Genomic DNA, 23570 nt, shown 5'->3' with positions numbered 1-23570 from the left:
AGCTCAACTTTTAAAAGTTGAGCTTTTTTCAATTATCCAACCGATAGTTTAGCAGCATCTTTCCATAAATAATTTGGTAATGGCTCGTTTAATTTCCAATTAATATTCATTGGTTTAGAGCCATTATAGTCTTTTAAGTTTCCTTCGCCTACAAAAACAAAACCTAAACTTTTACCAAATTCATTTTTGGATTTTTCTCGAATAAAAAGTAAAATCTTTTTACCTTCTTTTTCATGATTTATATAGGATAGACCTTTGCCTATTTCTGGTCGTGATTGATTTTGACTTTGCCAATGAAATAATGAATCTGTAACAGCATAATCGTTATACATGGTTGTTGGAGAAAAATTTTCTTCTGATTTTATTAAATTTATAAAAAGTATTTCTGTTTTTAAATCTTTGTTCAAAGCAGTTCCTTCTCTATTTGATGATTTTTTGTTAAATGTACTTAATTGAAATGCAGCTAAAATTTGATCTCTTGTATATCGTGCGTGAAGTTTTAGCGGTTGCTTATAAGGTAGTTGAATTTGAAATTCTTTGAAGTCAATTTTTTCAATTAAGACTTCTAATACTTCCTTTATTTCTTCAACTAAAATGTTGTTGGCTCCAATTTGATGAATGCTTTTTTCTAAAGAATCGAAACCAGCTTCTTTTTGCCAAACATCATAATGTAACATTAAAAGCATTGTTTTTTCATTTTCATTTAATTCTGAAATAATTACTTTAAAATTCAGTTTTGCCATTTTTAATATGAAAGTGAAATAGCTTAAAGAATTTGTAGATAACCATTTGTTTGAAATGGCTGATACGATTGCTTTTTCATTTTCAGTAGTAAAATAGTCCATTTTACCTGCTAATTGGCACAAACGCTTCCAACTTTCTCTTTTATAAATAGCCTGTATTGGAATATCGTAAAATTTAATAAAGTTTGCTAACGTTAATGGTAAATTAGTTTCGTGTTGAAATTGCTGAATTTTTTGAATCAGTTTACTTTTATTTAAAGACGTCGCTGCAGAAATATTTTTTAGGATTATTTCTTTTGTCTTTTTTTCTAATATAATTGAACAACCTAATGGCAAATGAGGAAAATCATCTTCAATCTCTTTTAAAACTGTTGTATTTGTTTTACCTATTAACGCTCTAAATTTGCTCTCAAAATTATATTCAGGCTTCGAGTTACCAACAAAATCTAAAACAGTTAAACAATCTTTGTCTTCGTGTAATCTTAACCCTCTTCCTAATTGTTGTAAAAAAACGGTTAAACTTTCTGTAGGTCTTAAAAATAAAACGGTATCTATTTCAGGAATGTCAATTCCTTCATTAAACATATCAACTACAAAAAGAAAATTGATTTCCTTTTTTTCTAATTTTTGACGAATAAAATCTCGGTCTTTACTATTATTACTTGTAAGATAATCTGCTTTTAAATTTGCCAAAGTAAATTTTTGAGCCATAAATTTTGCATGCTCCATAGAGACACAATAGCCTAGAGCTCTAACATCGTTGATGTCTTTAGTGTATTTATTCAAGGCATCAATTATTTCTCTAACTCTTCTGTCACTTCTAGTATATAAATTAGTTAATTCACTGGCTACATATTTACCTCTAACCCAACTTACATTTTGCAAATCGATGCTATCTGTTATTCCAAAATATTGGAAAGGACAAAGCAACTTTCTATTCATTGCTTCTGGTAAACGTATTTCTGCAGCAATTTTATTATCAAAATCTTCTAAAATATCACCACCATCCATACGTTCTGGTGTTGCTGTAAGTCCTAATAAAATTTTTGGTTTAAAATAATTTATAATTTCGCGATAACTATTTGCTGTTTGATGATGACATTCATCTATAATAATGTAATCGTAATAATCTTGCGTTAAATTGTGATTTTTAAATTGATTTTTTACAGATTGGACAGAAGCAAATACAAATTCAAAATTATTTGGTACCATTCCATCAACCCATAATTCGCCAATATTATTGTTTTTTAAAACACCTTGAAAAGTAGATAATGATTTTTGAATAATTTCTTTTCTATGTGCAAGAAATAGTAGTTTTGCAGATTTATTGTTTTGTTTGAAACGTTTATAATCAAATGCAGAGATAACTGTTTTACCTGTCCCTGTTGCAGCAACTAAAAGATTTTTAAATCGATTATGAACTGTTCTTTCCACTTCCAATTTTTCTAAAACTTCTTTTTGATATGGAAATGGCTTAATGTCGAATAGAGCAGTAAAGTTTTCGTAAGGTTTACTAAACTTACTTTGCTTTAATGCACTTTGTAGCTTTTCTTTATGGATATTGTCATCAAATAATTCAAAATCTTCACTTTGCCAATACGTATTAAAAGTTTTTTGAAATTTATCAATAATGTGACTGACTTCTTTCGTTGTTACTTTTAAATTCCATTCTAAGCCATCTGTTAAAGCAGATCTTGAAAAATTAGAAGAACCTATATAAGCTGTATGAAATTTTGTATCTCTATAAAACAGATAAGCTTTTGCATGTAATCTTTCATTGCTTGTATTGTAAGATATTTTAACTTCTGTATTTGGTAGTTTTGATAATAAATGAATGGCTTTGTAATCTGTAGCTCCTATATATGTTGTAGTAATTACTTTCAGTTTTCCTCCACGTTCTGTAAATTCTCTTAGTTCTTTTTCAAGAATTATTATGCCTTTAAACTTTATAAAAGAGACTAATAAATTAATTTCATTAGAAGAAAGAATTTCTTTTTTAAGCTCGCTTTCTAATGATAAACCTACATTTCCTCCTGTAAATAATTCACTTTGCGTCAAGCGTGTATAAGGTGTAATTTCTTTTAATCTTAAATCTAAATTCGAAAAATGAGCATCGGCTTTTGAAAATACAGCTTTCAAAATTTGTCCCTCAACAGTTATTAATTCGTCGTTAAATTCTTGCTTATTTAATTCGTCTTTAAGCAACCTAATTATTTTGTTAGCAATTTCAATCTGAAGTTCTGCTTTACCTTTTATAAGTTGAAAAGCATGGTTTAAAGTTTTTGCCAAATGATTGGATAAAATATTTGAAGCTTCTTCTTTATCAATTTTAGTTTTCTTTAAATAGAATTTATCTTTATCAATTTTGTTTAAATTTTCAGATACTAATTGTGTTATTAATTCTTCGTAAATACCTTGATTCATAATGATAAATATTCTTTTAAAATTGGCAAATCGGCTTCTGCCCAATTCAAATTGTGTAATTCTTCTTTTGAAGCTAAAATAAAGTTAGCGTGTTCTTTTAGTGTTAATTCACCTGATAAATATTTAGCAATAAAAGGAATCAATTCAATTTTAAAATCTGAATATTGATGAATTACAGTTGTTAATTTTTGTTTTACTTCAATTTTAATATTTAATTCTTCAAAAATTTCTCGATTTAAACATTCAATCTCAGTTTCCCCTTTTTCAACTTTTCCTCCTGCAAATTCCCATTTTAATGGAAGTTTCATTTTTTCACTTCTTTGAACTGCTAAAACTTTATCGTCAAAATTAATGATAGCACAAGTAACTCGAATAATTTTTTCTTTCATTTTTTTACTTTTAAACCAACCCAAAACCCACCAAAGGCAAACTTCTAGCACGTGTGCTAGTAGCATTAAAAATAGCATTGCAAATTGCAGGAGCAATTACAGGCACACCAGGTTCTCCAACACCAGTTGGAGGTTCGTGCATTTTATCTAAAATATCAATATGAATTTTAGGAGCGTTTTTCATGCGTGTCATTTGGTAATCGAAAAAGTTGTGTTGCTCTACTGCACCTTCTTTTGTAGAAATTTTTCCATACAAAGCAATAGACATTCCAAAAATGGCAGCACCTTCCAATTGGTTTTTAATATTGTCTTTATTTAAAGCCAAACCACAATCAATTGTTGTCCAGATGTTTTCTACTTTTACTTTTTTATGTAGTACAGAAACTTCTACAATAGTAGCTACATAACTATAAAAACTATAATGTATGGCAACACCTAAACCATGATTTTCTGGTAGCTTTTTACCCCAATTTGCATTTGTAGCAGTATTTTTCAATACCTTTTTCATTCTTGCAGAATTGTATGGAAATTTAGATTTTCCTGTTACAATTCTATCTTTCCCTAGCAACTCTAAATGAAATTGAATAGGGTCTTTTTTGGCAGCAAAAGCCAATTCATCAATAAAACAATTATTGCCAAAAGCACTATGAATATGAACTACAGAACGCAACCAACCAATTCTTAAATTGGCTTCTGCTTTTACGTTTTCTAATCTAAAATTATGGAATTGATAGGGATTGCTGGTAAAGCCTTGCCCAAGTTCGAAACCAGAGGCATAATCTGAAATGGGTTTAAAAGAAGATACAATAGATGGGAAACCAACTCTTTGCAACCAACTTGTTACTTGTCCGTTTTTATCGATGCCACCTTTTAAATATTGAGCACTTGTTGCATGGTAAAAACTATGTTGTATATCATCTTCTCGCGTCCAAACTACTTGTACAGGTGCATTTATTTTTTTAGAAATGGCAACAGCCTCTACTACAAAATCAGATTTTGATTTTCGTCCAAATCCTCCGCCTAAAAAAGTAACGTTTACTGTAATGTTTTCTATTGGGATTTCAAAAAAATGAGCTAATTCTGCTCTTGCAGTTTGTGGATCTTGCACAGGTGCCCAAACTTCTATATTGTTTTTTTGATAATATGCAGTTGCGTTTGGCACTTCCATAGGAGCATGCACTAAAAACGGAACATGATAGGTTGCTTCAACTATTTTCTCTGCATTTTTAAAAGCAGCATTAACATTACCACGACTTCCAGGAACTAATTTTCCTTTTTTATGCACTCTTTCTTCGAGTATTTTTTTAAATTCTTCAGTATTAAAAGATTCATTTTCGCCATTATTCCATTCAATATTTAATGCTAATTTTCCTTGAAAAGCAGCCCAAGTATTGTTTGCAATTACTGCAACACCACCAAACATACCAAAGAATTTACCTGTTGGAGGTTTTAGTCTTTCTAAATCAAAAATATCTGTTACATCAGCAACTTTTTCGGCTTTATTTTTAGTGTATTTTTTTACTGATCCAAAAGCTACAGGGCATCTTGCAATGGCTGCATATTTCATATTCGGAATTTTTACATCAATTCCATAGATTGCTTTTCCGTGGGTAAAATCGTGTAAATCGACACTTTTTAAGGTTTTACCAATAAATTTAAAATCTTCAACTTTTTTTAGGTTAATGTTTTCATCCGAAGGAATTTTTAACAATGCAGCACTTTCTACCAAATCGCCAAAGAAAATTTTCTCTTTTGTATTTTTATTGATGATAAAATGGTTTTCTGCTTTACAATCTATTTCTTTAATATTCCATTTTTTGGCAGCAGCAGTAATCAACATCATTTTTGCAATAGCACCCATTTTTCGCATCGGTTCTAATCTGGTTCTTACACTTCTAGATCCATCGGTATTTTGATTGCCATATTTTTCATGACCAATGGCTTGTTTTACAGTAATGTATTGCCAATCTGCTTCTAATTCATCTGCTATTGCAGAGGCTAAAGAGGTTCTAATTCCTTGACCCATTTCAGAACGAGAAGCTATTATAATAATGTTTCCATCTTTTTTTATCTGTACAAATAAATTGGGAGTAAAAGTTCCATCCACTTGTGGAATAAAATCTTTTTTATCAGAAGAAATATTACAACCTAGCATAATTCCACTAGAAGCTAAACCAAATAGTTTTACAAAATCTCTTCTATTTATTTTTGCTATTTTGCTCATAAAGTTTCGTTTTTAAGTGCTACAGCTTTATGTATGGCTTTTTTAATTCTTGTATACGTGCCACATCTGCAAATGTTGTTACTCATAGCATCATCAATATCTTTATCTGTTGGGTTTTCTATTGAGTTGAGTAGTGAAGTTGCTGCGATTAATTGACCAGATTGACAATAACCACATTGAGGAACATTGCCATCATTCCAAGCTTTTCTTAAAAATTCTAAGTTTTTAGAAGTTCCTTCAATTGTAAAAATTTCTTTGCCAATAGCACTAGAAACTAGATAGCTACAAGATTTTGTGAGTTGTCCATCAATTAAAACAGAACAAGCACCACATTGGCTAACTCCACAACCAAATTTTGTACCTGTTAAGCCAATAATATCTCTAATTACCCATAGAAGTGGCATGTTTTCTTGGGCTTCAATTTGATGTAATTTTCCGTTGATTGATAAATTTATATTCACAGGTAGCATTTTAAAAACTACAAGTTACAAAGAATTTGATTTTTAGAATTGTAAAAGTTGGTTAAAAGTTTTGGTTAGGTAAAAACATAGTTTTACTAATGTGTTGTTGCTTCAATCAACAGAAGTTTTATAACAGTGTTAACAAAAAACGAATCAATTGTATGTGATCTCTCTTACTGTCTAAATGACAAACGATGTAAAAAAAAATACACGATTACAACTCTATTAAATGTTTAAACCTCTAAACAAATTAGAGAATTTATCTCTAGGAATCTCCTAATTTCTCTGTGAACCTTTGTGAAACAATCTTAAAATAATATACAAACAGGCATTGGTGCAGCAATTTCATCAACAAAAGTTAATTTACCTGTTTTTTCATCTCGCTTAAAAGAAATAATATTATCGGTATTTTGATTGGCAACGATTAGAAAATCATCATTTGGCGATAAAGAAAAATTACGAGGATGTTTACCTAAAACAGATTCATAACCAACTGTTTTTAAAGATCCATTTTCTGGGTTTACTTCAAAAATAGCAATGGATTCGTGTCCACGATTAGAAGCATATAAAAATAAACCATCTTTAGAGATATGAATATCTGCTGCTTTGCTAAAACTTGTAAAATCTTTTGGTAAAGTAGCAATTGAATTTTCAACAAAATATTCGTTATTTTTTTCTTTTACCAATGATACAGTATTGTTTAATTCATTTAAAACATACATCCATTTGTTATTTGGATGAAATGTTAAATGCCTAGGGCCAGCACCTTCAGCCATTTTTAATTTTTGTTGTGTATTTAAAACGAGTTTATCATCAATAATAGAAGAAAACCATAATTCGTTTGTTCCTAAATCTACAGAAATAAGTTCTTTTTTAGTGGGATGAAACCAAGCTGAATGTGCATGTGCAGCCTCTTGTCTTTCAGTGGTTCCTTTACCAATGTGTTGTTGTACGTTTAATAGTTTAGATAAGTTACCAGAAGTGTCTGTTTTTAACAAACCTACGTTGCCACCTCTGTAATTTGCAGCCACTAGATAATTATCTTTATTAATGGTAACAAAACAAGGACCAGGACCACCTGTTTTTTCTACACTAATGAGTGATAAAGAATCTTTTTCAATTTTAAAAGATTTTATAAGTCCATTTCCGTTTTTATCAGTTTCTCCAATAGCAAACAGCGTTTTTTTATCATTAGATTTTACAAGAAAAGTTGGGTTTATTGTTTCTACAGCCAAACCAATTTTTGTTAGTTTTCCTTCGGATGAAAGCTGATATTTATAGATTCCTTTTGAATCTTTTTTAGTGTAAGTTCCAACATAGAAAGAGGAGTTCATCGAATTTTTTTTTACAGTTTTACTCTGTTTTTCTTGTTTTGTTTTGCAGCTCCAAACTACCAATAAGATTAAAAAATAGGGTAGGTTTTTCATAATTTTATTATTTAAAAATAAGTAGTTTTAAACTGATTTTATTTTTGGTTACTGATTGTAATAACTTTATTTTAGTTAAAATAGGGCAAATTATTCTTTAACTCTCACACTTTTTGGGACTAATTTTGTGTAATCTCCATTATTTCTAATAACCTCTCTTACAATTGAAGAAGAAATGTAAGAAGTACTTGCTGCTGTTAGTAAAAATACTGTTTCAATGGGTGCTAAATCTCTGTTAGTGTGTGCAATTGCTTTTTCAAATTCAAAATCTGCCGGATTTCTTAAACCTCTTAAAATAAATTCAACATTATTTTTGATACAAAAATCTACAGTTAAGCCTTTGTAAGAAACCACTTTTATTTTAGGATTGTCTTTAAAAGAATTTTCAATAAATTGAATACGTTCTTCTAAAGAAAACATGTATTTTTTACTAGAGTTTACACCAATTGCAATTATTAGTTCATCAAATAAAGTTACACCTCTAGATATAATATCAAAATGACCTTTGGTTAGTGGGTCAAATGATCCTGGAAAAATGGCTTTTTTCATTGTTTGTGTTTTTTAGATGTTTTTGATTAATGAACCACTAATAATTATAGTTTTTACAATATACAAAACATATCTTGTTTACTGTTTCAAAAGCATACATATGATTTTCTTGTTGCTTGTTTCAAAAAAATCTTGTTTTAAAACCATAAAGTATATATACTGTTTCTAACCAAGAGCAGTTTCAATAGCATTATCAAATAATTCTTCCAAAGAAATACCTGCTTCTTTAGCTTGTTGTGGCAAAATACTTTCTTCTGTTAAACCTGGCACAGTATTCATTTCTAAAAAATGAGGCTCTCCCTTTACCAAAATGTATTCTGATCTAGAAAAACCAGACATATTTAATATTGAATATACTTTTTTAGCAATTGTTTCTATTTTCTTTTTTTCTTCGGATGAAATTCTGGCTGGTGTTATTTCTTCAGATTTTCCTTCATATTTTGCTTCATAATCAAAGAAATCATTTTCTGTTACAATTTCTGTAATTGGTAAAACGATGGTTTCTCCTTGATACTGAATAACACCAACAGAAACTTCTGGACCATCTAAAAAAGATTCTATTAATATTTCTGAATCTTCTTTATAGGCTTTTTCTAGAGCAGGAATAATATCTTCTTTTGTATGTGCTTTAGAAATTCCATAGCTAGAACCAGCGTTGTTTGGTTTTATAAAACAAGGTAAGCCAACTTTAGTAATAATTTTATCTACATCAATTTTATCTCCCTCATTTAAATAAATTGAAATAGCTGTTTTAACTCCATATTCTTTTACAACACTTAAAGTATCTCTTTTATTAAAAGTCAATGCCATTTGATAAAATGGGGCAGAAGTATGTTTTAAATTGATGAGGTTAAAATAGGCTAATAACATTCCGTTTTCTCCAGGAGCTCCATGAATTGCATTAAAAACACAATCAAATTTTATTTTTTTATCCTCTAAAATAAAAGAAAAATCATTTTTATCAATTGAGTACTCATTGTTATTAGCATCTAATACTACCCATTTTTCTTTTAAAATAAGCACTCTATAAGAATGGTATTTTTCTTTATTTAAATGGTTGTAAACTACATTTCCGCTTTTAATTGATATATTTATTTCGGATGAATAACCACCCATAATAATTGCAATGTTTTTCTTCATTTGATTAAATATGTAAAAACAAATTTATCAAAATATTTATAGAAATAGCAACGTTTAGTTTTTATATATTTGTGTGTTCTTAAAATAAAAAAAATGAATTTTTTTCAGTTTCTAAAAAGTAAGTCCTTTTTTAAACAAATTGTAATTGCAATCATCGGTTTATTGGTGGTTGTTTTTGCTCTAAAATATTGGTTAGGGTATTCTACAAACCACGATCAGAAAATTCAAGTACCCAATTTACATAAAATGTCTTTAAAAAAGGTTGCAGAAAAGTTACAAGAATTAAATTTAGATTTTAAGGTAATTGATAGTGCTAGTTACAATCCTAATTATCCAAAAAAATCAGTGATAGATCAGTCTCCAGAAGAAGGAGATTTTGTAAAAGAAAAACGTAAAATTTATTTGACTTTAAATCCGTCTAAATATAGAGACGTTTCTGTACCAGATTTAAACGGAAAAACAAAAAGACAAGCAACCTCTCATTTAAGATCTATTGGTTTTAATATTGGTACAAATTTTACCTATGTAAATGATATTGGTAAAGATGTTGTACGTGGATTACGTTTTAAAAACACGATATTAAATAAAGGAGATAAATTACCCTTAAACTCAATTGTAGATTTGGTTTTAGGAGATGGAAAAGGAAACTAATTTTTTTCAGTTATCAGTATTAATTATCAGTTTTAGTAACTAGTTGTAGCGTTTAAAAAGCAACTTACTACTCCTACATTTGCCATTAAACATAGAAAATGCAAGAAAACCAACCAAAAGATATAGAAAACGACGATTTATATGAACATCATAGATTTACTGCAAGTGAAGGGCAAGAACCTTTAAGAGTTGATAAATTTTTGATGAATTTTGTAGAAAATGCAACTAGAAACAAGGTGCAACAAGCAGCTAAAGCAGGTAATGTTTTGGTAAATGATGTTGCTGTTAAATCGAATCATAAAGTAAAACCAAATGATGTTGTAAGGGTTGTTTTGTCTTATCCACCAGCAGAAAACTTATTGGTAGCAGAAGATATTCCGATAGATATTGTTTATGAAGATGCTGCTGTAATTGTTGTAAATAAACCAGCAGGAATGGTAGTGCATCCAGGTCATGGCAATTATTCTGGTACGTTGGTTAATGGTTTAATTTACCATATAGAAAATTTACCAACAAACTCTAATGAAAGACCAGGTTTGGTACATAGAATAGATAAAGATACCAGTGGTTTATTAGTTGTTGCAAAAACCGAATTTGCATTAGCTCATTTATCTAAACAGTTTTTTGACAGAACTACAGAACGTTTGTATTATGCTTTAGTTTGGGGTAATGTTGATGAAGATGAGGGTACAATTGAAGGAAATATTGGACGTAGTTTAAAAAATCGTTTGCAAATGTCTGTTTTTCCTGATGGAGATTTTGGAAAACACGCTGTTACACACTACAAAGTTTTAGAACGTTTAACCTATGTAACTTTAGTGCAGTGTAAATTAGAAACAGGTAGAACACACCAAATTAGAGCACATTTTAAACATATTGGGCATACATTATTTAATGATGAACGTTATGGAGGTGATGATATTTTAAAAGGCACAACCTTTACCAAATACAAGCAATTTGTGCAAAATTGTTTTAAAGTATTGCCAAGACAAGCTTTACATGCAAAAACATTAGGTTTTACACACCCAACAACTGGCGAGTTTATGCAGTTTAATTCTGATGTGCCTAAAGATATTACAGCTTGTTTAGAAAAATGGAGAACATATTCTGAAAACTCTAAAGATGTGGAGGTAGAATAACTGATTTCTAAAAAAAAATAAAAAAAAGTGATTTAGATACAGACTAAATCACTTTTTTTTTAGGATAAACGATTACTTTCTATTTAAAAACTTATTTCATTTTTTTTTATTTGTATGTAAAAGAAAAGTAACATTAAAGCCAAAATGTAAGTTTGGGTCTTTAAAATTAAAATTGTGAGCAGTTTGTGTAATAAAGGTATCTTCTGCAAAATTACGTGCATTTGTTACTTGCAATTGTACCATTAAATCTCCAACCTCCCAATTTAAACCTACCATAAAAGCATTGTAGGTATCTATAGATTTTAAGGGGTTTGCAACATAATAGTATTCAGAAACAATAGCAGTATGACCCCCAATTTTGTGCCTACCACCAAAACCAATAGCAAATTGACTCTTTGGGTCAATATCTGCTAGTGTAGCTTGTTTGTGAATAAAGGTTGGACTAATTTGTAAAGAAAAATCACGATTTATTTTTCTGGCAATCAAAGCCTGACTTGTAAAAGCAAATTGATCTTTATTTGCTAGATTTGTTCTATGAGAAAAACCCTGAACCAGAGTAATACTTACATATCGTTTTTTATTGTTTTTCTGTTGTTTTAAAAGTCGATATTTTAAAAAACCATCAGAAATTTCATCAAAATTTGTGTACCCTAAACCTGCTGTAAAGTTATCTGAAAAGGCATATTCTAAACCATAACGAGAGCTTACTTTATCGGCTAAAAAACGTTCGCTTCTTGGTGTTGGAAAATTCCAATACCTATTGTAAAGAGATATTTGTAAAGCTCCTTTTTTACGGGTTTCTATAGAATGCCCCAAGCCAATTCTAGTGGTTTTAAAAGTGGCAATTTCATACACGGGTGTATCAGGAAACTCTTGATTTAATTTTTCTAATAAATCTTGTGCATTGATAGAACAATTTACAATCAAAAACAAGACTATTAATAGTTGATGTGTTTTTTTATTCTTCATAAGATTGGTATTGAAATCTAAATTTAATAGTAATCATTTGAGCAATATTGCTAGCTAAAATTGGCGGAATTTTAATATCAAAATCTTTTACAAATACATTGGCTTCTCCAAAAAGTACGTACTTGTTTTCCTTTTTTTCTATGGTTGTTTTTATTTCAATTTCTTTTGTTATGCCATGTATTGTTAACTTGCCTTTTATCATTTTGGTTTGCTCTTTTAAAGAGGCGTCAAAATTTATAATATCGCCTTCAAAAGTAGCTTTAGGATATATGTCAGACTCAACATAACTTTCATTAAAATGCTCGTACATTAAATCTTTTTTAAACACAAAAGCACGCATTAACATACTAATTGCAATTTTTTTGTTTTTAAGATCTAAAATACTTAAAACTTGATTATTTTTAGCTTCAATGTTTTCCATAGAAGCATAAGAAAAAAAGGATACTTGACCTTGTCTTGCTATAAATTGGTTTTTATCTTCTGTAAAACTCGTAAGTAAAAAAAAGACTAAAAAGGGCGTTAAAATTTTATTCATTTAGTTTTAAATCTATGTAACAGTTTAACAATATAACATCTTTTAAAAAACCTTTGCAAATACCTTTGACAACTATTTTTTGATGTTTTTTTAATTTTTTTATTTTTTCAATTTGATTTGGATGGACATCACAAATAATACCTGAAGTTTTATTTTTACTGTACAATAATACTGTATTTCTGTTATTTAAAAAAGTTACTTCTTTAACAAAACCAGTAACTTCAATAATTTTTCCAGCATATAATGTATTTGTGTTTTCTTCGTCTAAAAGATAAGCATCTATTAGTTCTTTTGAGTTTATTGATGCTTCAGATTTAATTAACTGTAAGTTTTTGTTAGTTTTTTTAAAATAAGGGACTATAAATAAATAACCACTTAATACCAGCAAAAGAACAATTAAAAAAACAGAAAAAGTTGTTTTTTTATGCATAAATATAATTATAAACTAGAGTAAAAAAACGAAAAGTAAGCATTATAATAGGTACAATAGTTTACAAAGCGGAAAAATAAGGTTTAAAGCGGAAAAATCACCCTGAAAAAGAAAAAGATTAATAGTATATTTAAATTTTTAAAATTAAACATGAAAAAAGACAAACTCTACTTTTTAACTTTCTTATCAATTGCTATTATTTTTTTATTAATTGCTTCTGTAGCTTCTCAGTATTTTATTAGAGCTAGTGCCAACCAATTAATAGAAGTTCAAGTAGAATCTAGTAAAAGAGAAGCTAATGAAATTGCTGAATTGATAAATTTTCAGCTTGCATCAGAAATAAAAAAAGAAGCCATTGTAAAAAATATTCAAAAAGTAATTTCAGTTTCTAAGAGCGATACTTGGTTTATTAGCGTTATTAATTGGGGAGGTAAAGAAGTATGTCATCCAGATATTACTAAGGTTGGTCAGCCAGTAAATTCTAATCAAACTTTATTATCATCATTAAAAGAGAAAAACAATTCAGACGATTTGTACGATTTGTTGGTTAACAGAAAAAATATTTCAGAAAATCAAAATCTATTTGAGATAATTCACATTTCCCCCATAAAAAATGCCGATTTAATAGTTGCTGCCAATGTAAATATTAATAGTATTTATTCACAAATGAGTGTTTTAAAAAGAAATTTTTATCTAATCTTTTTAATTATGGGTATTTTAGTAATTGGCTTGTCTTTCTTAGCAGTTAGGTTTATAGGCAGTGCTTATGAAAAACAATTAGAATTAAAGAATACAAATTTAGCCTCTGAGGTAATTAATTTATCTAAATTAAATACAGATTTGGTTTCTTATAAAGAAAAAGTAGTAGAAGTTGCTGCACAAAAACCTTTAGAGGAAAACACAGAAACATCAAAAACAAGAATTTTAACTTATGTTAGAAACGAGTTAGTGCCAATGCCTATAAAAGATATTGCATATGTTTATACAGAAAACACAATTACTTATGTGGTTTCTTTTGATGGTAAAAGAGCTACAACAAACTCAAGTTTAGATGATATCATTGCAAATTTTGATGCTACTTTATTTTTTAGAGCCAACAGACAATTTATTATTAGTATTACAGCTATTGATAAAATTATAAAATATGGAAATAGTCAACTTAAAATTTTGTTACAATCTAAAACATCCGAAGAAATTATTATCAGTAAAAATAAAGCAGCAGAATTTAAACAATGGTTAAACATTTAAACCTTAAATTTTATATAACAGATAATTATTTAAATTCTTTTTTTCCTTTTTAAGGATGTTTTTTCCCTTTAAGCGAATTAAATGAGTTGTAAGAGTCTTTAAATGAGTTACTTTACATTATTAATTTTAAAACAAAAAAACATGAACAATTTATTGAATTTCAAAAATCTATTTTTATTAATCTTATTAGTTTCTTTTTTTACAGCATGTACTTCTAATGTTGAAGAAGAATTAGATGAAGTAGATAAAATAGAAGTAAAAGGAGAAGATAATGTTAAAGATGAAGAACAAGAACAGCCTATTGCAAAAGTATCTTTTAGAACAAATGTAAAACCAATTATAGATGCCAAATGTACTACTTGTCATTCTCAAAGTGGAGGTCAATTTCCAAATTTAGAGGGTTTTGCAAATGTAAAAGTAAGAGCAAATAGAGTAAAAATAAGAGTTGCAGCAGGCACAATGCCACAAAATGGCCCTTTACCACAAGCACAAATGGATTTTATTGTAAACTGGGTAAATGAAGGAGCTTTAGATAACTAAAATTAAAGGTATGAAAATTAGAAAAATTATTATATTGTTATTAATTTTAGCTGTTGTTGGTGCTTTTATAGGCTATAAAATGTACAATAAACCACACGTTAATGTTGCTAGTGAAAGTGCAGATATTACCATTACTGCCAACAAAATTTTAGCTAATTTTTCTTCGGATGAAACAACAGCAAATACAAAATACTTAGATAAAATAGTACAAGTAAAAGGTGTGGTTGCTAAAGTGGAAAAAGAAAATGGAAAAGGTATTGTTACCTTAGAAACTAATGACGATTTTGGAAGCGTTATTTGCCATTTAACGCCAGAACAATCTACCAACTTAACAATAAAAGAAGGTCAAGAACTCACTTTAAAAGGAATCTGTACAGGTTTTTTAATGGATGTAATTCTAGTAAAAAGTGTTATTGTTAATTAAAAACTAAACAAAATGAAAACTATATATGCATTATTAATCTGTCTTTTTTTAGCATCGTTTACCAATGCACAAGATCGGTATTTAACTAAAAAAGGAACAATTACTTTCTTTTCAGAATCGCCAATGGAAAACATTGAAGCAAAAAACAATCAAGTTTTAAGTATTGTTGATGTTTCTAACGGACAAATGGCCATTTCTATTTTAATGAAATCTTTTCTATTTGAAAAAGCATTGATGCAAGAGCATTTTAATGAAAATTATGTAGAATCAGACAAATACCCAAAAGCAACTTTTAAAGGTTCTATTTTAGATTTTGAAAACATATCAACTTCAAAAACTAAAATAAAAGTTAAAGGTAATTTAACAATTCATGGTAAAACAAAAGAAATTACTATTGAAGCAATGACTGCTAAAAAAGATGATGTACTTAAAATGACAGGAGAATTTTTTATCAATTTAGTAGATTTTGATATTGAAATTCCATCAGTTGTAAAAGACAATATAGCAAAGAGTATTAAAGTGAGTTTTAATTTTAATCATGAAATTTATAAAAAGTAAAAGATGAAAAAAATAGTTTTAACCACATTTGTATTGATTGCTAGTATACAACTTTCTGCACAAGACTTGTTTGATGTTTTAGACAAAGAAGCTCCAGAAACAGAAAACATTGTAAGTGCTACTTTTAAAGGAACTAGAATTGTAAATGGTCATTCTGTAGAAAATAGAAAAGAAAAAGAATTAGAATTTATTATAGCACATCGATTTGGTGCAATTAATACAGGCGTTGAAGATTTATTTGGATTAGATATTTCTAACATTCGTTTTTCTTTTGAATATGGTTTAACAGACAACTTAACAGCAGGTTTAAGCAGAGCAAGTGTAGAAAAAACCTATGAAGGTTTTTTAAAATACAGTTTGTTAAAACAAAAAACAGGTGTAAATTCTTTTCCTTTTGCCATTTCACTTTTTGGAAGCATTGCTGCTAAAAGTGAAAAGACAATTCCTGGTATTGAGAGAGCTAGATCATTTGAAGAAAGTTTATTCCATACTGCACAAGTTTTAATTGCTAGAAAAATAAATGCTACAGTTTCAGTTCAATTAACACCAACATACGTGCACAGAAATTTAACGGCTACTTTTGATGATCCACATGATATTTTTGCTACAGGTTTAGGGACTAGAGTTAAATTGAGTAAAAGAGTATCTTTAAATGCAGAATATTTTTATCAATTTAATAAATTAGATTCTATTGATACTACAAATTCATTGGCTTTTGGTGTGGATATAGAAACTGGTGGACACGTTTTTCAAATTATTTTAGCCAATTCTAGAAGAATGGTAGAAAAATCTTTTATTACAGAAACCACAGGTAACTTTTTTGAAGGAGATATTCACTTAGGTTTCAACCTTTCTAGAACATTTTAATATTTATTTTTTAACTTATCTTAAAACAGTTTTTGTTGTATTGTCATATCAACAAAAAATAATACGACAAACTGTTTTGTGCAATTTTCTTTCTGTTGATGATAAATAGAGAGCTTAAAAACAGATACCTATGTTTCAAAGAAATTATACAGTAAAAGGCGAAGATGTAAACGATTTTATGGTAATGCAAAATAGAGCATATTTAAAATATGCCTCTAAAATTGTAGAAACATTTTTATATGTAAAAGGGTTTACGAGCTTAAAAATGAATAACTTAAAAGTAGGTTTACAAAAAACAAATGATCAAGTTATTCAACAAAATCGTTTAATGTTTACACAGCCTTTTTCTGTAAAATTAGAATTTAGAGAATTAGGTTTTTGTGCTCAAAAAATGAATATTGCCATTTATTTTTACAATGAAAAAGAACAAGTTTGTGCCACTGTTCTTAGAGAGTTGTTTTGGTTTGATTATACTTCTTGGACAACTAAAGCGCCACCCAAAGCAATTAGCAAGTATTTTTTAGAAAGTAATAGTTTGCAAAAAGTAGGGTAATATTTTACCCATCAATACTAATATGAAATAAAGCGTCTCCTTTATTTACAATGGGTGTTTTATTAATACAAAAAACATAACCATTAAAAGGAGCATATACTTTCTTTTTAAACTCGCCAAAAGGGTCTTGTATAACTCCTAAAACTTCTTTTTTCTTTACATAACTTCCATTTGCAATACTAATTTTAAACATACCAGAATCAGATGCACGTAACCATTTTGCGTTTTTTACAAAAATAGGGGTAGCTCTTACCTTAATTTCTCCTTCAATTAAACCCAAATGAATTAGTACATTTCTAGTGCCATTAACACCTTCACTAATAATAGTAGGGTTTAATTCATTAGATTTTCCACCTTCAAAAAGCAACACAGTTTTACCCATTTTGTGTAAGGTTTCTCTTAAAGATTTTATGATAGTATTAGAATAAACAATCATTGGTGGATTGAATATTTTTGCCAATTCTAGTCCTTTGTCATCATTTTTATTACATCTAATTTGTGCAATATTGTCTCTTTCTCCTCCACCTGTATGAAAATCGATTATATAATCTACAAAAGGAGCTATTTTTTCTGTAAATTGATATGCAAATTGGCTGGCTAAAGAACCATTTTGAGTACCAGGAAACATTCTGTTTAAATCTCTTCCGTCAGGAAATTCTCTGGTTTGAATTAAATAGCCAAAAATATTAAAAACAGGTATACAAATAATCGTTCCGTTTTTGGGTTTGTTAATTTTTAAATCGATAATTTCTCTAACAATACCAACGCCATTGGTTTCATCTCCATGAATCCCAGCTAATAATAAAACAACAGGTCCAGGATTATGAGAATGCTCTATAATTACAGGAACATTTACAGGAGTTCTTGTATGTAATTTTGCAACTTTTAAATCGATAATTGTACGTTTGCCCTCAGGAATTTCTTTTCCTAAAAGGATAAAAGGTTTTTTATTCGACATGAATTTCTAAATAACGTATAATTTCTTTCGCTATATTTTTACCAGTAGCAACCTCAATGCCTTCTAAACCAGGAGAAGAATTTACTTCTAAAACCAAAGGGCCTTTAGAAGATTGTAACATATCTACACCAGCAACACCTAAACCTAATGCTTTGGTAGCTTTTAAGGCTGTTTTTTCCTCTTCGTCTGTTAATTCTATAATGGTGGCATTACCACCTCTGTGTAAATTAGATCTAAATTCGCCTTCTTTTCCTTGACGTTTCATAGCCCCAATTACTTTACCATCAACAACAAAAGCTCTAATATCTGCACCTCCAGCTTCTTTAATAAATTCTTGTGCAATTACTCTTGCACCTAAACCATTAAAAGCTTCTAATACAGAAGTAGCTGCATTTTTAGTTTCTGCTAAAACCACACCTAAACCTTGTGTACCTTCTAAAAGTTTTAAAACCAAAGGAGCTCCACCTACAGATGCTACAACATGTTCTACATCTTTTGTGTAATTGGTAAACACCGTTTTTGGTAAACCAACACCAGCTCTTGCTAAAATTTGTAAACTACTTAATTTATCTCTAGATCTTGTTAAAGCTTGTGAAGATACCGCAGTAAAAACTTTCATCATTTCAAATTGTCTAATAACAGCTGTTCCGTAAAAAGTTACAGAAGCACCAATTCTTGGTATAATAGCATCTACATCTTTTAAATATTCTCCTTTATAATAGATTTTTGGAGATTTTTTTTCGATAACAATATCGCATTTTAAATGATCTACTACAAAAACCTCATGGTTTCTTTTTTCTGCAGCTTCCACCAATCTTCTTGTTGAATACAGTTTTGGATTTCTAGATAAAATTACAATTCTCATGTGTTTTTGTATTTTAATTTATGGGACAAATCTTTTTTAACGGTATCTATCACAAATTTTTTATTTAAAAATTTTCTCCCTAATAATACAGGAAATTTCATGTCTGTACGTTCACTTAATGTTAAATATATAGGAAATGTAGTGTTAAAAATGATGATTTCTGTATGTATTCTATAGCGTTCTTCAGAAATTCCGTTAGAACTTTTTACTTTTTTACAAGCATAATCATCAGTAATATATTCTTTATTATTATATAAATCGTGTTTTGGATCTAAAAGAGTAAACTTAATAAACTGTTTACCATTTTCTGTGATTTCTGTAATGTTAGAGCAATGTATAGAAGATGTATAAGCCCCAGAATCTATTTTAATATCAACGTCTTCTAAATCAAATTCAGGAAAATCTGCTTTATCTTCTCTACCAATAGTTATTTTCATTTAAAAATTTTAATAGCTGTAAAATTAGGAATACTTATTCGGTTATAATAAAGAAATACCTATAAATTTAAAATAGCAGCTTCTGCACAACGTTCTCCATCCATTGCAGCAGAAACAATACCTCCTGCATAACCTCCTCCTTCTCCACAAGGAAATAAACCGGCAATTTCTGTATGTTCTAAATTTTCTTTTCTTGGAATGTTTACTGGGGATGAAGTTCTAGATTCTACACCAATAATATTGGCTTCATTGGTATAATACCCATGCATTTTTTGCCCAAAAGCAGCAAATCCTTTTCGTAACCTACTCCCAATAATTTTTGGCAATAGAGAATGCAATGGAGCCGATTTTAATCCTGGTTGATAGGAACAATCATTTAAGTCTGTTGATAGTTTTCCATCCACAAAATCTACCAATCTTTGTGCAGGTGCAGTTTGTGTTCTTCCACCAGCAAAAAAAGCAATTTTTTCTAAATCTTTCTGAAATTCTAAACCTTTTAACGCTCCAAATTCTTCATATTTTTTAAAATCTCTATCAATATCTAATTCAACAACAATACCTGAGTTTGCAAACTTGTTGTTTCTTTTACTTGGCGACATTCCATTAACAACAACTTCGCCATTTGCTGTTGCAGCAGGCACAATAAAACCTCCAGGACACATACAAAAAGAGTAGACACCTCTATTGTTTACTTGATGTACCAAACTATATGCAGCTGCTGGTAATAATTCATCTCTTTCACTTGAGCAGTGATATTGAATTTGGTCTATAATTTCTTGCGGATGTTCTACACGAACGCCCATTGCAAAAGACTTTGCTTTTAAGGCGATTTCTTTTTTATTGAGCAATTCGTAAATATCTCTGGCAGAATGACCAGTAGCTAAAATTACAGAATTTACAGACATTTCCTTTCCGTTTTGCAATTGAATAGCTTGTAGCTTATTGTTTTTTACAGTAAAATTGGTGACTTTTGTATTAAAATGAATTTCGCCACCAAATTTTAAAATATTTTCCCGAATATTTTGGATGATTTTAGGTAATTTATTGGTGCCAATATGTGGGTGAGCATCTATTAAAATTTGCTCTGTTGCTCCATGAAAAACTAGGTTTTCAAAAATTCTTCTAACATCTCCTCGTTTTAAACTTCTGGTATATAATTTTCCATCAGAATAGGTGCCTGCACCACCTTCTCCAAAACAATAATTAGAATCTTCATTAACAATATGCTCTTGATTAATTGCTTTTAAGTCTCTTCTACGTTCTTGTACATTTTTACCTCGTTCTAAAACAATGGGTTTATAGCCTAATTCTATACAACGCAAAGCAGCATACATTCCTGCAGGTCCAAAACCTACAATATGGATTTCTTTTGCGTTAGAAACATCTTTATAATCAAAAATATAATCTGATTTTTCTGGAAGGCTTTCGTTAATGTAAACTGCAACTTTATAATTAAAGATGATGTCTTTTTTACGAGCATCTATAGATTTTCGTAATACTTTTACAGCAGAAATTTCACTTTTATCAATTCTTAATTGCTTAGAAGCTTTATACAAAAGAATGTTTTCTTTGCGTTCTTCTATTAAATTGACTCTAAGCTGAATTTCTTTTACCATCCAGCAAAAATACTGAAATAAAAAGTTTCTGAAATATCTTTATTTTACAATTTTTTATCTCATGAAAAATGGAATTTAATTAATTTTATAGTCATCAAATTAAAAGATCACTTCATCAAAAAAACACTATTAATTCAATGTTTTTTTATAATAGATGCCGAATTAAATGGCACAATGAAAGAGATTGATGCTAATTGAAGAGAATCATAAACATCAGTAAAAATTAGTTGCTAATTTCTAGAATATAATTTTTAAAATTCTTGGTTTTTATATAGTTTTTAATTCTATGATCTTTATTTTCAGTAGTACTGTATGTTTTTAGAAAAGAGTTTTTGTAGTTGTTTGTAAATAAATCTTCTAAAACTCCGATTTCATTTTTATGATTGCAACCCAAAGTTGTGTTCCCATATTTTTTTGGTCCTGGACCAAAAATGAATATTTTTTTTCTTAAAACGATGTCTTTTTTATTGTAAATTACAGAGAGAAAATAATTATCATTTTCTTCAAAATTTAGGTTTGTTTCTCTATTATAATATTCTTTAAAAGGCTCTGAAGACATTGCAGGTGCTATCATAAAAACATTTATTTTGTTTTGAGAAGGCGTTTTGAGTTTTGTAATATGTTTATCAATTGTATTAGCATAAGCATTTGTTAAGAGACAAATACCAACTTGTGCTCCTAAACTATGTGTAATTATGTGGTATTGTTTTGTGTCAATTTTAGATACTATTTTTCTTAAAGCATACCCAGTTTGTTTGGCATTTTGTTGAGCTTCCTTTTCATAAAGTTTTAGAATTTCTTTTAAAGGACTTTTTTCTTCTCCAAAAAAGGAATCAAACATTCCGTCCCAATAAATTTCTAGAAATTTGGTTTTGGTTGTGTCTTTTTGAACATTCAAAATACCTTTTTTTAAATACGCATAATCTTCTATGGAAGTTGTGCTTCTGGTTCTTTTTACAAATGATTTTCTAAACCCATGAATTAAAATAAAAAGGCTCGAATTTTCTTGAAATTTATTGATTTTTCTAATGTTTTTTACTGCGATAGAATCTTGAAAAACGCTAAAATTTTCATCAGAATATGTAATAAATTCTAAATTGTATTTTTTAGAAATTGCTAAAAATCTAGCAGGATTTTGTTTGTAAAATTCTTTTAAAGAAGATTTATGGGCAATTAAATCAGTTTTTTTAATAATATCATTAGAATAGATGTCGCCATTTTTATCAAAAAAAAGTCCAAATTCATTTTCTAAAGGTTGGTAATAGATTGCCTTTTCGCCATAAAGAACATGTTTGTTTTTTTGTGAAGCTAAATTTGTAGTGATAAAAAAAGTAAATAGTATTAAAATATTTTTAAGCATCATTATTTTAAAAGTCGTAAATTTTTACAAAGATACGTAGTAGAAAACACTTATTTTATTAGTATTATTATGTTTACAAAAGTTTGTTAAAGTATTATTGAAAACGAGTTTTAAAAGCATATTTTTTTTATATTTAAAATCTAATAAAAGTGAAGATGAGTTTAGAAAATTACAAAGTTTCTAAAAGTATAAAATTGAAAGATTTAAATACTAAAGAAGTGATTGCTACTGCAGAAAAAAAGCTAAAAAAAATAAGAAAAAAGCTGAGTAAAATTCAAGATACTATGTATGCAGAAGGTAAATATAGTATGTTAATTTGTTTGCAAGGAATGGACACTTCTGGTAAAGATAGCTTAATTAGAGAGGTTTTTAAGAATGTAAATGCACGTGGAGTAGAAGTACACAGTTTTAAAGTACCAACTGAGTTAGAATTAAAGCACGATTTTTTATGGCGACATTATATTGCATTGCCAGCAAAAGGAAAAATAGGTGTTTTTAACAGAACACACTATGAAAATGTTTTGGTAACAAGAGTTCATCCTAACTATATTTTTGGAGAAAATTTGCCAAATGTTAACAGTTTAGAAGATTTGAATGATGGTTTTTATCATGATAGAATGGACCGAATTAATCAATTTGAAAAACACCTTACAGAAAGTGGAACTATTGTTTTAAAATTCTTTTTAAATTTGTCTAAAGACGAACAAAAAAACAGATTATTAAGAAGATTGAATTTACCAGAAAAGAATTGGAAATTTTCTGCAGGCGATTTAAAAGAACGCAAATTGTGGGATAAATATCAATTTTGTTATGAAGATTTATTAAACAGAACTTCTAAAGAAAATGCACCTTGGTTTGTAATTCCTGCAGATGATAAACCTACAGCAAGATTTATTTTAGCAGCTATTGTATTAAAAGAATTAGAAAAATATAATTTTAAAGAACCTACACTTCCTGCAAAAATTCAGGATCAAGTAGAAGAATTTAAAGCACAGTTAAATAACGAATAAACTAAAAACTGTTCAAGATTTTGAATTTTGAATTCAAAGTTGAGCACAATCTA

General features: G+C 28.8%; 24 protein-coding genes. 9 read left to right on the top strand and 15 right to left on the bottom strand.

The window, feature by feature from the left end; genetic code table 11:
- Positions 1-32 precede the first annotated feature (32 nt).
- The 7 genes from Q0731_RS06795 to Q0731_RS06765 form a co-directional block, all read right to left on the bottom strand.
- Entirely contained in the window at positions 33-3167 is a 3135-nt protein-coding gene (locus Q0731_RS06795) for a DEAD/DEAH box helicase (RefSeq protein ID WP_299061728.1), read from the bottom strand.
- On the bottom strand, positions 3164-3556 hold the full coding sequence (locus Q0731_RS06790; protein WP_299061725.1) for a (deoxy)nucleoside triphosphate pyrophosphohydrolase: 393 nt from the start codon (positions 3554-3556) through the stop codon (positions 3164-3166). Before Q0731_RS06790 ends, Q0731_RS06795 begins: the two co-directional genes overlap by 4 nt.
- 10 nt (positions 3557-3566) lie before the next feature.
- Complete coding sequence (locus tag Q0731_RS06785) at positions 3567-5780, bottom strand: molybdopterin cofactor-binding domain-containing protein (RefSeq protein ID WP_299061723.1); 2214 nt, start codon at positions 5778-5780, stop codon at positions 3567-3569.
- On the bottom strand, positions 5777-6250 hold the full coding sequence (locus Q0731_RS06780) for a (2Fe-2S)-binding protein (RefSeq protein ID WP_299061720.1): 474 nt from the start codon (positions 6248-6250) through the stop codon (positions 5777-5779). Before Q0731_RS06780 ends, Q0731_RS06785 begins: the two co-directional genes overlap by 4 nt.
- A 299-nt stretch (positions 6251-6549) precedes the next feature.
- Positions 6550-7668: a lactonase family protein gene (locus Q0731_RS06775; protein ID WP_299061717.1), complete on the bottom strand. Its 1119-nt coding sequence runs from the start codon at positions 7666-7668 to the stop codon at positions 6550-6552.
- A gap of 90 nt (positions 7669-7758) precedes the next feature.
- Entirely contained in the window at positions 7759-8217 is a 459-nt protein-coding gene (gene coaD, locus Q0731_RS06770; protein WP_299061714.1) for a pantetheine-phosphate adenylyltransferase, read from the bottom strand.
- Positions 8218-8382: 165 nt separating this feature from the next.
- On the bottom strand, positions 8383-9357 hold the full coding sequence (locus Q0731_RS06765) for a D-alanine--D-alanine ligase (protein ID WP_299061711.1): 975 nt from the start codon (positions 9355-9357) through the stop codon (positions 8383-8385).
- Between the two features lie 93 nt (positions 9358-9450).
- Here Q0731_RS06765 and Q0731_RS06760 point away from each other — a divergent pair, with 93 nt between their 5' ends.
- Both Q0731_RS06760 and Q0731_RS06755 read left to right on the top strand, forming a co-directional pair.
- A complete protein-coding gene (locus Q0731_RS06760) occupies positions 9451-10008 on the top strand; it encodes a PASTA domain-containing protein (protein WP_299061708.1) in 558 nt (185 codons plus the stop codon).
- 98 nt (positions 10009-10106) lie between these two features.
- Positions 10107-11147, top strand: a complete 1041-nt coding sequence (locus tag Q0731_RS06755) for an RluA family pseudouridine synthase (protein ID WP_299061706.1) — start codon at positions 10107-10109, stop codon at positions 11145-11147.
- 96 nt (positions 11148-11243) lie between these two features.
- Here the strand turns inward: Q0731_RS06755 and Q0731_RS06750 are convergent, their stop codons facing one another.
- From Q0731_RS06750 to Q0731_RS06740, 3 genes are read right to left on the bottom strand one after another with little or no spacing between them, the layout of a single operon-like run.
- Entirely contained in the window at positions 11244-12116 is an 873-nt protein-coding gene (locus tag Q0731_RS06750; protein ID WP_299061704.1) for a DUF5777 family beta-barrel protein, read from the bottom strand.
- On the bottom strand, positions 12106-12651 hold the full coding sequence (locus tag Q0731_RS06745) for a YceI family protein (protein ID WP_299061702.1): 546 nt from the start codon (positions 12649-12651) through the stop codon (positions 12106-12108). Before Q0731_RS06745 ends, Q0731_RS06750 begins: the two co-directional genes overlap by 11 nt.
- The gene (locus Q0731_RS06740; RefSeq protein ID WP_299061699.1) at positions 12644-13081 is read right to left on the bottom strand and encodes a hypothetical protein; all 438 of its coding nucleotides are present in this window, start codon (positions 13079-13081) and stop codon (positions 12644-12646) included. The genes Q0731_RS06745 and Q0731_RS06740 overlap by 8 nt, the downstream gene beginning before the upstream one ends.
- 150 nt (positions 13082-13231) lie before the next feature.
- Between Q0731_RS06740 and Q0731_RS06735 the strand changes: the two genes are divergently transcribed.
- The 6 genes from Q0731_RS06735 to Q0731_RS06710 all read left to right on the top strand — a co-directional run bounded on the left by Q0731_RS06735 (position 13232) and on the right by Q0731_RS06710 (position 17271).
- Positions 13232-14329: a LytTR family DNA-binding domain-containing protein gene (locus tag Q0731_RS06735; RefSeq protein WP_299061696.1), complete on the top strand. Its 1098-nt coding sequence runs from the start codon at positions 13232-13234 to the stop codon at positions 14327-14329.
- A gap of 141 nt (positions 14330-14470) precedes the next feature.
- On the top strand, positions 14471-14869 hold the full coding sequence (locus Q0731_RS06730) for a hypothetical protein (protein WP_299061691.1): 399 nt from the start codon (positions 14471-14473) through the stop codon (positions 14867-14869).
- 10 nt (positions 14870-14879) lie between these two features.
- On the top strand, positions 14880-15293 hold the full coding sequence (locus Q0731_RS06725; RefSeq protein WP_299061688.1) for a hypothetical protein: 414 nt from the start codon (positions 14880-14882) through the stop codon (positions 15291-15293).
- A 12-nt stretch (positions 15294-15305) separates the two neighbouring features.
- Positions 15306-15851: a YceI family protein gene (locus tag Q0731_RS06720; RefSeq protein WP_299061685.1), complete on the top strand. Its 546-nt coding sequence runs from the start codon at positions 15306-15308 to the stop codon at positions 15849-15851.
- 3 nt (positions 15852-15854) lie between these two features.
- Positions 15855-16718: a DUF5777 family beta-barrel protein gene (locus Q0731_RS06715; protein WP_299061682.1), complete on the top strand. Its 864-nt coding sequence runs from the start codon at positions 15855-15857 to the stop codon at positions 16716-16718.
- A gap of 130 nt (positions 16719-16848) precedes the next feature.
- A complete protein-coding gene (locus Q0731_RS06710; RefSeq protein ID WP_299061679.1) occupies positions 16849-17271 on the top strand; it encodes a thioesterase family protein in 423 nt (140 codons plus the stop codon).
- A gap of 4 nt (positions 17272-17275) precedes the next feature.
- Here Q0731_RS06710 and Q0731_RS06705 read toward each other — a convergent pair whose 3' ends face one another.
- From Q0731_RS06705 to Q0731_RS06685, 5 genes are all read right to left on the bottom strand, one after another.
- Positions 17276-18229 (bottom strand): succinylglutamate desuccinylase/aspartoacylase family protein, encoded by a 954-nt coding sequence (locus Q0731_RS06705; RefSeq protein WP_299061676.1) that lies wholly within the window; start codon positions 18227-18229, stop codon positions 17276-17278.
- Positions 18219-19094, bottom strand: a complete 876-nt coding sequence (gene rimK, locus Q0731_RS06700) for a 30S ribosomal protein S6--L-glutamate ligase (RefSeq protein WP_299061673.1) — start codon at positions 19092-19094, stop codon at positions 18219-18221. The genes Q0731_RS06705 and rimK overlap by 11 nt, the downstream gene beginning before the upstream one ends.
- Positions 19091-19531 carry a RimK/LysX family protein gene (locus tag Q0731_RS06695; protein ID WP_299061671.1) on the bottom strand — a complete coding sequence of 147 codons (441 nt, stop codon included), beginning with the start codon at positions 19529-19531 and terminating at the stop codon, positions 19091-19093. Before Q0731_RS06695 ends, rimK begins: the two co-directional genes overlap by 4 nt.
- A gap of 59 nt (positions 19532-19590) precedes the next feature.
- Entirely contained in the window at positions 19591-21147 is a 1557-nt protein-coding gene (locus tag Q0731_RS06690) for an FAD-dependent protein (RefSeq protein WP_299061668.1), read from the bottom strand.
- A gap of 223 nt (positions 21148-21370) precedes the next feature.
- Positions 21371-22510 carry an alpha/beta hydrolase gene (locus Q0731_RS06685; RefSeq protein ID WP_299061666.1) on the bottom strand — a complete coding sequence of 380 codons (1140 nt, stop codon included), beginning with the start codon at positions 22508-22510 and terminating at the stop codon, positions 21371-21373.
- Between the two features lie 152 nt (positions 22511-22662).
- Between Q0731_RS06685 and Q0731_RS06680 the strand changes: the two genes are divergently transcribed.
- The gene (locus Q0731_RS06680; protein ID WP_299061663.1) at positions 22663-23517 is read left to right on the top strand and encodes a PPK2 family polyphosphate kinase; all 855 of its coding nucleotides are present in this window, start codon (positions 22663-22665) and stop codon (positions 23515-23517) included.
- Positions 23518-23570: the final 53 nt, after the last annotated feature.

This window comes from uncultured Polaribacter sp. (assembly GCF_947497695.1).
In the GTDB taxonomy this organism is placed as follows: domain Bacteria; phylum Bacteroidota; class Bacteroidia; order Flavobacteriales; family Flavobacteriaceae; genus Polaribacter.
The sequence above is the reverse complement of the archived record's forward strand: the minus strand, read 5'-3'. Positions and strand labels throughout refer to the sequence as shown.

What these genes read in the sequence shown, in the direction of transcription:
- Q0731_RS06680 (WP_299061663.1), top strand. Translation starts at nt 22,663, where the DNA reads ATGAGTTTAGAAAATTACAAAGTTTCTAAAAGTATAAAATTGAAAGAT.
- Q0731_RS06780 (WP_299061720.1), bottom strand. Translation starts at nt 6,250, where the DNA reads ATGCTACCTGTGAATATAAATTTATCAATCAACGGAAAATTACATCAA.
- Q0731_RS06730 (WP_299061691.1), top strand. Translation starts at nt 14,471, where the DNA reads ATGAACAATTTATTGAATTTCAAAAATCTATTTTTATTAATCTTATTA.
- Q0731_RS06775 (WP_299061717.1), bottom strand. Translation starts at nt 7,668, where the DNA reads ATGAAAAACCTACCCTATTTTTTAATCTTATTGGTAGTTTGGAGCTGC.
- Q0731_RS06685 (WP_299061666.1), bottom strand. Translation starts at nt 22,510, where the DNA reads ATGATGCTTAAAAATATTTTAATACTATTTACTTTTTTTATCACTACA.
- rimK (WP_299061673.1), bottom strand. Translation starts at nt 19,094, where the DNA reads ATGAGAATTGTAATTTTATCTAGAAATCCAAAACTGTATTCAACAAGA.
- Q0731_RS06795 (WP_299061728.1), bottom strand. Translation starts at nt 3,167, where the DNA reads ATGAATCAAGGTATTTACGAAGAATTAATAACACAATTAGTATCTGAA.
- coaD (WP_299061714.1), bottom strand. Translation starts at nt 8,217, where the DNA reads ATGAAAAAAGCCATTTTTCCAGGATCATTTGACCCACTAACCAAAGGT.
- Q0731_RS06760 (WP_299061708.1), top strand. Translation starts at nt 9,451, where the DNA reads ATGAATTTTTTTCAGTTTCTAAAAAGTAAGTCCTTTTTTAAACAAATT.
- Q0731_RS06790 (WP_299061725.1), bottom strand. Translation starts at nt 3,556, where the DNA reads ATGAAAGAAAAAATTATTCGAGTTACTTGTGCTATCATTAATTTTGAC.
- Q0731_RS06715 (WP_299061682.1), top strand. Translation starts at nt 15,855, where the DNA reads ATGAAAAAAATAGTTTTAACCACATTTGTATTGATTGCTAGTATACAA.
- Q0731_RS06710 (WP_299061679.1), top strand. Translation starts at nt 16,849, where the DNA reads ATGTTTCAAAGAAATTATACAGTAAAAGGCGAAGATGTAAACGATTTT.
- Q0731_RS06740 (WP_299061699.1), bottom strand. Translation starts at nt 13,081, where the DNA reads ATGCATAAAAAAACAACTTTTTCTGTTTTTTTAATTGTTCTTTTGCTG.
- Q0731_RS06755 (WP_299061706.1), top strand. Translation starts at nt 10,107, where the DNA reads ATGCAAGAAAACCAACCAAAAGATATAGAAAACGACGATTTATATGAA.
- Q0731_RS06695 (WP_299061671.1), bottom strand. Translation starts at nt 19,531, where the DNA reads ATGAAAATAACTATTGGTAGAGAAGATAAAGCAGATTTTCCTGAATTT.
- Q0731_RS06785 (WP_299061723.1), bottom strand. Translation starts at nt 5,780, where the DNA reads ATGAGCAAAATAGCAAAAATAAATAGAAGAGATTTTGTAAAACTATTT.
- Q0731_RS06750 (WP_299061704.1), bottom strand. Translation starts at nt 12,116, where the DNA reads ATGAAGAATAAAAAAACACATCAACTATTAATAGTCTTGTTTTTGATT.
- Q0731_RS06735 (WP_299061696.1), top strand. Translation starts at nt 13,232, where the DNA reads ATGAAAAAAGACAAACTCTACTTTTTAACTTTCTTATCAATTGCTATT.
- Q0731_RS06745 (WP_299061702.1), bottom strand. Translation starts at nt 12,651, where the DNA reads ATGAATAAAATTTTAACGCCCTTTTTAGTCTTTTTTTTACTTACGAGT.
- Q0731_RS06765 (WP_299061711.1), bottom strand. Translation starts at nt 9,357, where the DNA reads ATGAAGAAAAACATTGCAATTATTATGGGTGGTTATTCATCCGAAATA.
- Q0731_RS06690 (WP_299061668.1), bottom strand. Translation starts at nt 21,147, where the DNA reads ATGGTAAAAGAAATTCAGCTTAGAGTCAATTTAATAGAAGAACGCAAA.
- Q0731_RS06705 (WP_299061676.1), bottom strand. Translation starts at nt 18,229, where the DNA reads ATGTCGAATAAAAAACCTTTTATCCTTTTAGGAAAAGAAATTCCTGAG.
- Q0731_RS06725 (WP_299061688.1), top strand. Translation starts at nt 14,880, where the DNA reads ATGAAAATTAGAAAAATTATTATATTGTTATTAATTTTAGCTGTTGTT.
- Q0731_RS06720 (WP_299061685.1), top strand. Translation starts at nt 15,306, where the DNA reads ATGAAAACTATATATGCATTATTAATCTGTCTTTTTTTAGCATCGTTT.